The sequence below is a fragment of the Rodentibacter caecimuris genome (genome assembly GCF_010587025.1).
Taxonomy (GTDB): Bacteria; Pseudomonadota; Gammaproteobacteria; order Enterobacterales; family Pasteurellaceae; genus Rodentibacter; species Rodentibacter caecimuris.
Genome location: NZ_CP040863.1, coordinates 1,565,343 through 1,577,991, shown reverse-complemented (window position 1 = coordinate 1,577,991; position 12,649 = coordinate 1,565,343). Strand labels below are relative to the sequence as shown.

8 protein-coding genes are annotated in these 12,649 nt (G+C 39.7%); 6 read left to right on the top strand and 2 right to left on the bottom strand.

Features of this window, described 5'->3' with window-relative positions; all coding sequences use genetic code 11:
- Positions 1 to 22 precede the first annotated feature (22 nt).
- The 4 genes from rpoC to FEE42_RS07845 all read left to right on the top strand — a co-directional run bounded on the left by rpoC (position 23) and on the right by FEE42_RS07845 (position 8,414).
- Positions 23 to 4,291, top strand: coding sequence for a DNA-directed RNA polymerase subunit beta' (gene rpoC / locus FEE42_RS07860; protein WP_237184412.1), 4,269 nt, complete (start codon positions 23 to 25; stop codon positions 4,289 to 4,291).
- A 176-nt stretch (positions 4,292 to 4,467) separates the two neighbouring features.
- On the top strand, positions 4,468 to 5,412 hold the full coding sequence (gene tehA, locus FEE42_RS07855) for a dicarboxylate transporter/tellurite-resistance protein TehA (protein WP_164028822.1): 945 nt from the start codon (positions 4,468 to 4,470) through the stop codon (positions 5,410 to 5,412).
- Between the two features lie 219 nt (positions 5,413 to 5,631).
- Entirely contained in the window at positions 5,632 to 7,698 is a 2,067-nt protein-coding gene (locus FEE42_RS07850) for a DEAD/DEAH box helicase (RefSeq protein ID WP_164028081.1), read from the top strand.
- 2 nt (positions 7,699 to 7,700) lie between these two features.
- Positions 7,701 to 8,414, top strand: a complete 714-nt coding sequence (locus FEE42_RS07845) for a hypothetical protein (protein WP_164028079.1) — start codon at positions 7,701 to 7,703, stop codon at positions 8,412 to 8,414.
- Between the two features lie 48 nt (positions 8,415 to 8,462).
- Here FEE42_RS07845 and pepD read toward each other — a convergent pair whose 3' ends face one another.
- Positions 8,463 to 9,917, bottom strand: a complete 1,455-nt coding sequence (gene pepD, locus FEE42_RS07840) for a beta-Ala-His dipeptidase (protein ID WP_164028078.1) — start codon at positions 9,915 to 9,917, stop codon at positions 8,463 to 8,465.
- A gap of 100 nt (positions 9,918 to 10,017) precedes the next feature.
- Between pepD and gpt the strand changes: the two genes are divergently transcribed.
- On the top strand, positions 10,018 to 10,485 hold the full coding sequence (gpt, locus tag FEE42_RS07835; RefSeq protein ID WP_164028077.1) for a xanthine phosphoribosyltransferase: 468 nt from the start codon (positions 10,018 to 10,020) through the stop codon (positions 10,483 to 10,485).
- Between the two features lie 117 nt (positions 10,486 to 10,602).
- Here gpt and FEE42_RS07830 read toward each other — a convergent pair whose 3' ends face one another.
- A complete protein-coding gene (locus FEE42_RS07830; protein ID WP_164028075.1) occupies positions 10,603 to 11,448 on the bottom strand; it encodes an MBL fold metallo-hydrolase in 846 nt (281 codons plus the stop codon).
- 141 nt (positions 11,449 to 11,589) lie between these two features.
- Here FEE42_RS07830 and FEE42_RS07825 point away from each other — a divergent pair, with 141 nt between their 5' ends.
- Positions 11,590 to 12,537, top strand: coding sequence for a GlxA family transcriptional regulator (locus FEE42_RS07825; protein WP_164028073.1), 948 nt, complete (start codon positions 11,590 to 11,592; stop codon positions 12,535 to 12,537).
- The last annotated feature ends 112 nt before the right edge of the window (positions 12,538 to 12,649 follow it).

Below are 12,649 nucleotides of genomic sequence, written 5' to 3'. Positions count from 1 at the left end.
TAACTCCGACAGGAGAATGTTTGTGAAAGACTTAGTTAAGTTTTTAAAAGCACAGTCAAAAACCAGCGAAGATTTTGATGTGATTAAAATTGGGTTAGCCTCACCGGATATGATCCGTTCTTGGTCATTTGGTGAAGTGAAAAAACCGGAAACCATTAATTATCGCACCTTCAAGCCTGAGCGTGACGGTCTTTTCTGTGCACGTATTTTCGGACCGGTAAAAGATTACGAATGTTTATGCGGTAAATATAAACGTTTAAAACACCGGGGCGTTATTTGTGAAAAATGTGGCGTTGAAGTCACTCAAACCAAAGTTCGCCGTGAACGCATGGGGCATATTGAATTAGCCTCACCGGTTGCGCATATTTGGTTCTTAAAATCCCTTCCGTCCCGTATCGGTTTATTATTGGATATGCCGTTGCGTGATATTGAACGCGTACTTTATTTTGAAATGTACATCGTCACCGAGCCGGGCATGACGGATTTAGAGCGTGGTCAATTATTAACGGAAGAACAATATCTTGATGCTGAAGATCGTTGGCAAGATGAATTTGAAGCAAAAATGGGGGCGGAAGCAATCCAAGATCTATTAAAAGGTATGGATCTTGATGTGGAATGCGAAAAATTACGTGAAGAGTTACAAGAAACCAATTCTGAAACAAAACGTAAGAAAATTACTAAACGTCTAAAATTATTAGAAGCATTTATTCAGTCGGGTAACAAACCGGAATGGATGGTGATGACCGTATTACCGGTACTTCCACCGGATCTTCGTCCGTTAGTACCATTAGACGGCGGACGTTTTGCGACTTCCGATTTGAACGATTTATACCGTCGAGTGATTAACCGTAATAACCGTTTAAAACGTTTATTGGATCTTATCGCGCCGGATATTATTGTGCGTAATGAAAAACGGATGTTGCAAGAATCGGTCGATGCGTTATTGGATAACGGTCGCCGCGGTCGTGCAATTACCGGTTCTAATCGTCGTCCGTTAAAATCCTTAGCAGATATGATTAAGGGTAAACAAGGTCGTTTCCGTCAAAACCTATTGGGTAAACGTGTTGACTATTCCGGCCGTTCGGTAATCACCGTAGGTCCATACCTACACCTACATCAATGCGGTTTACCGAAGAAAATGGCATTGGAATTATTCCGTCCGTTTATCTATGCAAAATTAGAAAGTCGCGGTTATGCCACAACCATTAAAGCGGCGAAGAAAATGGTTGAGCGTGAAGAGGCGATTGTTTGGGATATTCTTGCGGAAGTTATTCGCGAACATCCGATTTTATTGAACCGTGCTCCAACACTTCACCGTTTGGGTATTCAAGCGTTTGAACCAATCTTAATCGAAGGTAAAGCGATTCAATTACACCCGCTCGTGTGTGCGGCGTTCAATGCGGACTTCGATGGTGACCAAATGGCGGTTCACGTTCCGTTAACCCTTGAGGCCCAATTAGAAGCCCGCGCGTTGATGATGTCCACCAATAACGTCCTTTCACCGGCGAACGGTGATCCTATTATCGTGCCATCACAAGACGTGGTATTGGGGCTTTATTATATGACCCGAGAAAAAGTGAACGGTAAAGGCGAAGGAATGTTATTGCAAGATCCGCGTGAGGCGGAAAGAGCTTATTCTACCGGTCAGGCAGAATTGCATTCTCGTGTCAAAGTACGGATCACTGAATATGTAAAAAATGAAGCCGGCGAACTTGATGCAGTGACAACATTAACGGATACCACCATTGGCCGTGCGATTTTATGGATGATTGCACCGAAAGGTATGCCTTATGCGTTGTTTAATCAAACATTAGGCAAAAAAGCGATCTCCAAATTAATTAATGAAGCATACCGTCGTTTAGGCTTAAAAGAATCGGTTATGTTTGCCGACCAAATTATGTACACCGGTTTTGCTTATGCGGCTCGCTCCGGTTCATCTGTCGGTATTGACGACATGGTGATCCCTGAGAAGAAATATGAAATTATTTCGGCAGCGGAAGACGAAGTAGCGGAAATCCAAGAGCAATTCCAATCCGGTCTTGTGACAGCAGGCGAACGTTACAATAAAGTGATCGATATTTGGGCTGCGGCAAACGAACGTGTTGCAAAAGCGATGATGGAAAATCTTTCTACGGAAGAAGTGCTGAACCGTGAAGGTAAACCTGAAAAACAAGCCTCGTTTAATAGTATTTTTATGATGGCGGATTCCGGTGCGCGTGGTTCTGCGGCACAGATTCGTCAGCTGGCGGGGATGCGTGGTTTGATGGCGCGTCCGGACGGCTCGATCATTGAAACGCCAATCACCGCGAACTTCCGTGAAGGGTTGAACGTACTTCAATACTTTATTTCAACCCACGGTGCGCGTAAAGGTTTGGCGGATACCGCATTGAAAACGGCGAACTCCGGTTATTTGACCCGTCGTCTAGTTGACGTGGCACAAGACTTGGTGATTATTGAAGATGACTGTGGTACGCACGAAGGCTTAGTGATGACCCCGTTAATTGAGGGGGGCGATGAAAAAGTCCCACTTCGCGAGTTAGTATTAGGTCGTGTAGCGGCAGAAGATATCTATAAGCCTGGAACAGAAGAAGTCTTAATTGCACGTAATACGTTACTAGATGAAAAACTTTGTGATGTGTTAGATGCAAATTCGGTAGATAGCGTGAAAGTACGCTCAGTAGTAACCTGTGATACCAATTATGGCGTCTGTGCTAAATGTTACGGTCGTGATTTGGCGCGCGGTCACTTAATCAACCAAGGTGAAGCGGTAGGCGTTATTGCGGCGCAATCTATCGGTGAACCGGGAACACAGTTAACCATGCGTACGTTCCATATTGGTGGTGCGGCGTCTGCGGCAGCAAAAGAATCTAGCGTACAAGCGAAAAATACCGGTACATTACACTTAGCCAATGCGAAATTTGTCACGAATGATGAAGGTAAATTAGTGTTAACTTCCCGTAATACGGAATTAACTGTTACTGACGCATTCGGTCGTACCAAAGAACACTATAAAGTGCCTTATGGTGCGGTATTAAGTAAAGGTGACGGTCAAGAAGTCACGGCGGGTGAAACCGTAGCGAACTGGGATCCTCATACTATGCCGGTTGTGTCTGAAGTGACCGGTTTCGTAAAATTCGTGGATATCGTGGACGGTTTAACCGTAACACGTCAAACCGATGAATTAACTGGTCTATCCTCGATTGTGGTACAAGATGTGGGTGAACGTGCAACGGCAGGTAAAGATTTACGCCCAACTATTAAATTAGTTGACGCAAACGGCAATGACGTTTTCTTACCGGAAACCGATGTCATCGCACAATACTTCTTACCGGGTAAAGCAATTGTAAGTTTAGACGATGGCGTAGCGGTAAAAGTGGGTGAACCTTTAGCCCGTATTCCACAAGAATCTGTGGGAACGAAAGATATTACCGGTGGTCTTCCACGCGTTGCAGACTTATTTGAAGCCCGTAAACCGAAAGAGCCGGCAATTTTGGCGGAGATTTCAGGTATCGTATCCTTCGGTAAAGAAACCAAAGGTAAACGTCGTTTACTGATCACACCGACTGAAGGCGAAGTGTACGAAGAAATGATTCCGAAATGGCGTCAGCTCAACGTATTTGAAGGTGAGATGGTTCAACGTGGTGATGTAATCTCCGATGGTGCGGAAACTCCACACGATATTTTACGTTTACGCGGTGTACGTGCCGTAACCGAATATATTGTGAATGAAGTGCAAGATGTTTACCGCTTACAAGGGGTAAAAATCAATGATAAGCACATTGAAGTCATCGTTCGCCAAATGTTGCGTAAAGCGATCGTCACAAATGCTTACGACTCTGAGTTCCTAGAAGGGGAGCAGGTAGAAGTGGCACGCGTGAAAATCGTAAACCGTAAACGTGAAGCGGAAGGTAAACCGCCGGTTGAATTTGAGCGCGAATTATTGGGTATCACCAAAGCGTCTCTTGCGACGGAATCCTTCATCTCTGCGGCATCGTTCCAAGAAACCACACGTGTGCTTACCGAAGCGGCAGTGGCAGGTAAGCGTGATGAATTACGTGGCTTGAAAGAAAATGTTATCGTTGGTCGTTTAATTCCGGCAGGTACCGGTTTTGCCTATCACCAAAACCGCATTAAAAACCGTCAAAAAGCAGCGGAATTAGTGGTGGAAGCGATCGAAGAGCCTATTTCTGCTTTCGCAACCGATGCGGATATCGAAGCGGAATTTGAATTTATCGCAGATGATGCAACGCAAAGCCTAGCGGCATTATTAAATTCCGAAATGGAAGAGTAATTTTGCAATATAGATAAAAAAGCCCCGAGAGGGGCTTTTTTGTTGATGATTATCGGATTAATGACTTCGCAATGGGAATTCAAAGTGCGGTCATTTTTTTACAAGAATTTGAGATTTTAAGAAAATCATACGATTTATTGTTAGACTTACTCAACGATTTTTATGAGAATGATTTAATGAATACAACAAAACCTTTCCCTTTACCTACCGCCTATTTTGGTATTCCTCTCGGATTAGCGGCGCTATCCTTAGCATGGTGGCATTTGGACACTTTCTCCCCTTGGGTACAAAGTGTTAGTGATGTGATCGGCATTACGGCTATCTTTGTCTGGTCGCTCTTTGTTGCCATGTATAGCTATAAATTACGCTATTATTTCCACGAAGTGAAGGAAGAATACCGCTGCCCCGTTCGCTTTTCTTTTATTGCATTAATTCCCATCACAACGATGTTAATCGGTGATATTGCGTATCGCTGGAATCCCGCTATTGCAGAAGTAATGATTTGGTTAGGAACTATCGGGCAGTTACTGTTTTCTTCTTTTAGGATGAGTGAACTGTGGAAAGGCGGTGTATTTGAGCAAAAATCAACACGTCCACCTTTTTATTTACCCTCTGTCGCCGCAAACTTCACCAGTGCAAGCTCACTGGCTTTACTTGGGTATCACGATCTCGGCTACTTATTTTTTGGCGCAGGCCTCATCTCATGGATTATTTTTGAGCCGGTATTGCTCCAGCATTTACGCATTTCTTCCTTAGAGCCGCCTTTCCGTGCCACGATGGGAATTATTCTCGCCCCTGCTTTTGTCGCCGCATCCGCTTATTTAGCGGTAAATCAAGGCGAAGTGGATACTTTCGTCAAAATCCTATGGGGCTATGGCTTTTTGCAAATGTTCTTTCTATTGAGAATTTTCCCTTGGATTATCGAAAAAGGCTTAAACATCGGTTTATGGGCATTCTCATTCGGATTAGCCTCAATGGCAAATAGCGCGGTTGTTTTTTACCATAATCAAGTGTTATCCGGCATTGCCATGTTTGCCTTTATTTTTTCAAATTTGATGATTGGATTACTTGTATTGATGACGTTGTATAAGTTGGTGAAGGGGCAGTTTTGGTTAAAATAAAAGTGTATCTTCCCATTTTGTAAATGATGCGGATATCGAAGCGGAATTTGAATTTATTGCTGATGATTCCACACAAAATCTTGTTGTATTATTAAGTTCTGAATGAAACACTAATTTTATAAGCAAAATAGAAATCTCTAAGGATAGAATTTCTAGGGGTTTATTTTTAATCGTATCTTTGCCATAATGGCTAATCATAAATTTTATACGATGATTATTATGAAAGAACAAGACAGAAATACTAATATATATAGAGATATTCCAGATTCTTTAGTTAAAGAAAACTTATCTTTCTTTGAGGAATTGAATAAATATAGTCAAGATGAGAATACTCCTATTTATATTATTAATAGACCTTTAACTGATCGTAGATATAGCTATGACATTAGAAAAGCATTTGTAATTTTAATACCAAAGCATAAATTAATTTTTGTAAATACAGGTGAGGACTCAAAGAAATTTGATGAGTTTATATTAGATTTCTTAGAAGATGCAGGTTCTTTATCTGATAAATATAACTTTAGAGAAAATTTGGGAAGATCTAGAACTTGGCAGGGAAAATTTACAGAAATTGTTAAAGATCTTTCTACTACAAATTTTTCTAAGTTATTAGAGTCATCAAGTGTAAAAGGTAATTTAATGTTAACCTGGCAGTGTGAACAGTTATTATCTTTATTGCTTGGAAGTATTAATGATGTATCTAGAATTGGAAATAGTCCAGCAGAAGCTGAATTAGATAAAATTAAGAAAAAAATAATCTTATTTGATGCTGAACAAACAAGGTTTATTTTTCAAGAACCTGATAATCATTCTAAGAAGATACGAATACAAGGATTATCAGGAACTGGTAAAACTGAATTATTGTTACATAAATTAAAGGAGCTATATACTCAACCAGATAGTCCTAAAATAGCCTTTAGTTGTCATAATAAAGTCTTAGCAAATAGTTTGAGAGAAAGAGTTCCTGATTTTTTTGATTTTATGAGAATTGAGCAGCAGATAAAGTGGGACGAAAAGTTATTTTGCTTTCATGCATGGGGATCAAGTTTTAATAAATTTTCTGGATTATATAGATATATATGTGATTTTTATAATATTCCTTTTATGTCTTATTCTAGAGTAAATACATTTGATAAAGTATGCAAGATTGCTTTAGAGAATATAAATATTTTAATTTCAAAGGAGGATTTTCAAGAACAAGAAAGATATGCATTTGATTATATATTATTAGATGAAAGCCAAGACTTTCCAAATGAGTTTATTGAGCTGTGTAATTTAGTTGTAAGAAATAAACTTTACATTGCAGGTGATATATTTCAATCAATATTTGATAGTAATATTTTGTCAGATGAAGAGCCCGACTATTTATTGAATAAATGCTATAGAACGGCTCCTAAAACTCTCATGCTGTCTCATAGTGTAGGAATGGGGCTTTTCGAAGATAAGAAAATTAGATGGTTATCTAAAGAAGCTTGGGAAGCTTGTGGATATTCTTATTCAGAAGATGAAAGTATTTATACTTTAAGGAGAGAGCCATTAAGAAGGTTTGAAGATATAGATTCATGCCCATTCCAAGTAGATTTCGTAGAATTTAATATTCATAATGTCTCTAATTATGTAGTAGAAAAAATTTCAGATATAGTTGCGCAGCATCCAACAGTTAAACCTGAAGATATATGTATAGTTTTTCCTGTCGGAAATGATATATATACGTATGCTGATTATATTGAGCGAAAAATAATAGAAAGATTTAACTATTTAGTAAATAAAGCATATGAATCTAAAGAATCTAAACAAGATAATGCTCTTTTCTTATCAAATAGAAATAATGTTAAAGGATTAGAATTTGCATTTGTCATATGTGTTGTCCCTAGTTTAAGTGACCACAAAGCAAAGTCTAATTTGTTTGATAGAAATTCAATTTATATGGCGTTAACAAGATCTTTTGTCCAATCATTTTTATTACTAAATTCAGGGGATAGTTATACAAATAGGAATGAGAAAAAAATATTAGATGGAGCAAAAGAAATTTTACAACATGGATATATTAAAGGGAAAATTCCTTCAGAGCAAGAGATTGCAGAGATTAGTGAAGAACTAAATGCATTAAAAACTAAGCCATCAGTTACCTTGTCTGAAGTGTTGGGCAAATTATTTTTAGAATATAATACGCCTAGTTCTAAAAGAGCTACTATTAGTGATATGGTTGAGGCTGGAGTGAAAGGTAAAGATTGGACAGAAGAAGATGTTTCTAGAATATTCTTGGCAGTAAGCAAGGCAGTTTAATAATGACCGAAATTATATTGCTCAAGAATATTAGCAAACGAGAGTTTCTTAATTATAGATTTAAGAGCCGCAGGGATGTCATAGATATATGGATTCATATACTATCGGAACTAATTTCTCATAGTTATGAGTATATAGATTCTCTTTATGATGAAAAACGAGAAAAAATTTTGCTGTCTTTTATTAATAATTCATATAAAGTTATCGTTCTTGATAAGAATCATGACGAGCATAGAAAAATAATGATTCTTTCACTTCCATTTAATATTAAAAATGAAGTGGAAGGAATGGTAGAAGTTAAATTTGATGAGAATAGAATAACGGAAAAGAAGTTATCACTAATTAAAACTGTTTTTAATTATTATGATAAATGTATTGAAAATAACCTTATTTTTTCTCTTGATGATGCAATTGTTGATTCACTGCTAGCTCATGAAATTCAAGATGGATATGATGATGAACTAGAGTTTCTAGCTAAGATATTTATGCATGTTTTTTCTATAGATAATGGATATATCAGGTATGATTTTGATACTGAAAATTCTACTGAATCTGATATAAATAAGAAGTATATTCATCCAACTTATCATTTAGATATTTTTCTAGATAAAAATTCAACATTTAAGTTAGGTTTAAAATCTAAATACGGGTTCACAGAATTGAAATCTATGTTAGATTTTCAGGAAAATTGCAAATTCTTAACAAATATAGAATGATTTTGGCATGGTAGACAAAATGGCAGAGTAAACCTGCCATTTTTTACCTTATTTAACAGAAACATCCCCCAACACTCTCACCAACACCTCCCAATAAGTCTTCACTGTGGAGATCTGTACTTTTTCATCCGGTGAGTGGGCGTTGCGGATTGTAGGCCCTAAGGAAACCATATCAATATGTGGGTAATGTTCTTTAAGCAAACCACATTCCAAGCCTGCATGGATCACTTTGATTTCAGGGTCTTTGCCTAATACGTCGGCATAATGTTTTTTCGTTAGGTTGAGAATGGCGGAGTCATTCACCGGTTTCCAGCCCGGGTAAGGGGCGGAGAATTCGGTTTTCGCACCGGCTAAGGTGGCAACGGAGCTTAATAGTTCGGTTACATAAGCCTTGCCGCTTTCAATCAATGAACGGATTAAAATCGTACCTTTTACTTTGTCACTTTCGGTTTTTAATACACCGATACTGAGCGAGCTTTCCACTACATTTTTAATCACATCACTGTTACGAATCACACCGTTTGGTAGGGCATTGAGCAAATGAATCACGGTTTTTGTGCTTTGTGCGGTGAATACCATTTCGGCTTTGGCTGTCGGCTCAACAAAGAGCGTTAAATTCGGTTCGGCAATTGCCAGCTCTTCTTTGAGTAAAACTTCAAGATTTTTGACCGCACTTTCAAGGGCATTAAGATCACCATTGAACGCCAGCACCGCTGCCGCTTCACGAGGAATCGCATTACGAATAGAACCGCCACGAATTTCCGCTAAAGCAAAGTGCGGTTGGTTTTGCGCCAGTTTTGCTAATACACGGGCTAACACTTTAATGGCGTTGGCTCTACCTGTGTGAATATCACAACCGGAATGCCCGCCGCGCAAGCCTTTTAAGGTGAGTTGAACGCAATGTTCGAAAGCATTGTTTTCTCGTTCTATCGGTAGTGCCAAATTGGCATTAATGCCACCGGCACAGCCAACATAAATTTCGCCGATTTCTTCCGTATCCGTATTAATAAGAATGTCCGATTGCAACCAATTACGGCGAAGATTTAATGCACCGTCCATACCGGTTTCTTCCGTCATCGTGAGTAATACTTCAAGAGGCGGATGCGCCACATCATCACTTTCCAACACCGCAAGGGCAGAGGCTAAACCAATTCCGTTGTCCGCTCCCAATGTGGTGCCTTGGGCTTTCACCCAATCGCCGTCAATATAAGGGCGGATCGGATCTTGGGTGAAATCGTGTGGATTGCCCTCATTGGCTTGCGGCACCATATCTAAATGAGCTTGCAATGCCACCGGCGTGCGATTTTCCATTCCGGCGGTTGCTGGTTTACGAATCAACACATTGCCGGCTTCATCACGTTCCACAAAAAATTGTTTTTCTTTCGCCCAATTCACAATGAAATTTGCCAATTCATCCTCATGATGAGAGGGATGGGGGATGGCACAAATTTGATCAAACCATTTCCATAATAATTGTGGTTGTAGGGTGGTAATTTCAGACATATTCGCTCCTTTTTACGAAAAATTTCACGAAATAATAGCATAAAACCTTGTTTCAGGTTATCCTTACGCAATTTTTATTTATTGATACTAAGGTGTAATTATGAGCGAAAAATATGTGGTGACTTGGGATATGTTCCAAATGCACGCCCGCAAATTATCAGAACGTTTACTTCCCGCTTCCCAATGGAAAGGCATTATTGCGGTGAGCCGTGGCGGTTTATTTCCGGCTGCCGTGCTATCGCGTGAACTAAATATTCGCCACGTAGAAACCGTTTGTATCGCCAGCTATCACGATCATAAAAATCAAGGTGAACTTCAAGTTTTACACGCTGCAGAAGTGCCAAACGGTGGGGAAGGCTTTATTGTGGTGGATGATTTGGTGGATACCGGCAACACCGCTCGTGCAATTCGTGAAATGTATCCTAATGCAAAATTTGTTACCGTTTTTGCCAAACCGGCAGGGGCGGAATTAGTGGATGATTATGTCATCGACATCCCACAAAATACTTGGATTGAACAACCTTGGGATTTAGGTTTAGCGTTTGTTCCTCCTCTTGCGAGAAAATAAGACTTTTAAAATAAAAGTGCGGTCGAAAATCCTTAAGATTTTACGACCACTTTTCATTATAGGTTTTAATTTGAAAAGAATAGACAGAATTTCGTCTAACTCATTTCTTACCCAGCATTAATATTTCAATACTTCACTCTCTTTTGGCACAGCAACTTTGCTCAAATTGTTTTCCTTCACGAATTTTCGCATTTCATCAGACGTCACCGAAGCGTGATTGACCGCATCCATATGGACCGTAATAATCTCAGCTTTTGGGGCAACCTGACGGGCTTTCGCCACATCGGCTTTCCCCATAATAATACTATCTGAATTACCTTCCAGCTGTGCATAACCCGTATTCATGACAATGACTTCAGGTTTATAGCGATTGAGTGCAAAATCCACCTCTTCATTCCAAATGGTATCGCCCACGATATACAGTGTTTTTGCTCCATCTGCTTGCATTACCACGCCCATTGCTTCACCTAATCTTTCAGCAAGTTGTGGAACGGAGTACATTTGATCCGTGCCGTGTTGACCACCTGTTTTGCTTAATTTCACCTTGTTGAATTCGGTATTTTTACCCACGACCCGAACATCTTTAAAACCTTGTGAACGAATAATTTGTGCATCACCTGCATTTTGTACGAAAATCGGTAAAGTTTTCGGTAACACTTTTTGTGCGTATTCGTCCCAGTGGTCGGCGTGCGTGTGGGTAACAATCACGGCATCTACGCCTTGAAGCACTTTATCTACAGGCTCTGCCATATCAATCAACGGATTACGTTTTTGACTGTTAATCGTGCCTTCAAAGCCTGCATAAGTGCCTTTAGGGGCAAGATAGGGATCGACTAAAAACGTGCTACCTGCCATTTCAATTTTGGCGGTCGCATTACGGATATGCTGATAGCTGATTTCGGCATGAGCCGTTGTTGCCAAGGTTGCAGCCACGAGTGTCAATAAGATAGGTTTTAATTTCATTTTGTTTCCTCTTGTAAAAATAAGATAAATTAAACCGCTTGTGTGCGGTGTGGTTATTATGAAAGAGAGATAAAATAAAAATATTGACTTATTATTCAAATATCGAAAAAATTGGGTCAAATTTATTCACATGAGAAAAAAATGCCTATTCCAACTGTTGCACTTGTACTTTATCCCCAATTTAACCCTTTTCAGTTTTCTGTGCCTTATATGGTTTTTTCAACAGAAATTGAGGGCAAATCCTTATTTAATGTCAAGATTGTGGCGGAAAATCCAAGGGTGGCACAGTCCTATCCTGCTACGATTGTAGCTGATGGCGATTTGGGTTTGTTAGCTCAAGCTGATTTTATTGTGATACCGGGTTGGGATAATGTTGATCAACCTCCCTCCGAGGCTTTAATACTAGCATTACAACAAGCGGCACAACGTGGAGCGATGATTGTGGGGCTGTGTTATGGGGCATATTCACTGGCTTATGCCGGATTGCTGAATGGTAAAAACGCCACGACACATTGGTTAGGTGAAACGGATTTTAAACAATGTTTCCCACAGGTAAAATTAGAGTGCAATGCAATTTACATTGAAGATGAAAATATCATCACCTCTGCAGGAACGTCTGCAGGGTTAGATTGCTGCCTTGCGATTGTTCGCCGACAATATGGGGTAAAAATTGCTAATCAACTGGCTCGTTTGTTGGTGATACCCTCTCATCGGGAGGGCGGACAAGCACAATTTATTGAACAACCTATCGCACGCAAAACCGCTAATGAAAACATCAACGAATGGTTAGATATCATGAGGACTAACCTAAACGCTGACTATTCTATTGATATACTCGCTGAAAAGTTAATGATGAGCCGCAGCACATTTACCCGTCATTTCCGTCAAGCAACCGGAATGGCATTCACTGAATGGTTGATTGAGGTTCGGTTACAAAAAGGGCGGGAATTATTAGAAAGTACCAAATTAACGATTGACGACATTGCTCACCAAATTGGCTTTCATTCCACAACAGCATTTCGCCAGCATTTTAAAGCCAAACACCATATCAGCCCAAAACAATGGCAAAAGCGGTTTTCTGTATCATAAGATATAAAAGGCAATATGGAATAAAACGAAGGCCAAATTGACATAGATCATTAAGACCTTTGTTTTCCCTTCAACCCAAATTTCCGTATAATACTCGCCTATAAAATGTATT

Excerpts from the sequence above, each read along its gene's own strand:
- gpt (WP_164028077.1), top strand. The coding sequence starts at position 10,018 with ATGAGCGAAAAATATGTGGTGACTTGGGATATGTTCCAAATGCACGCC.
- FEE42_RS07825 (WP_164028073.1), top strand. The coding sequence starts at position 11,590 with ATGCCTATTCCAACTGTTGCACTTGTACTTTATCCCCAATTTAACCCT.
- pepD (WP_164028078.1), bottom strand. The coding sequence starts at position 9,917 with ATGTCTGAAATTACCACCCTACAACCACAATTATTATGGAAATGGTTT.
- FEE42_RS07830 (WP_164028075.1), bottom strand. The coding sequence starts at position 11,448 with ATGAAATTAAAACCTATCTTATTGACACTCGTGGCTGCAACCTTGGCA.
- tehA (WP_164028822.1), top strand. The coding sequence starts at position 4,468 with ATGAATACAACAAAACCTTTCCCTTTACCTACCGCCTATTTTGGTATT.
- FEE42_RS07845 (WP_164028079.1), top strand. The coding sequence starts at position 7,701 with ATGACCGAAATTATATTGCTCAAGAATATTAGCAAACGAGAGTTTCTT.
- FEE42_RS07850 (WP_164028081.1), top strand. The coding sequence starts at position 5,632 with ATGAAAGAACAAGACAGAAATACTAATATATATAGAGATATTCCAGAT.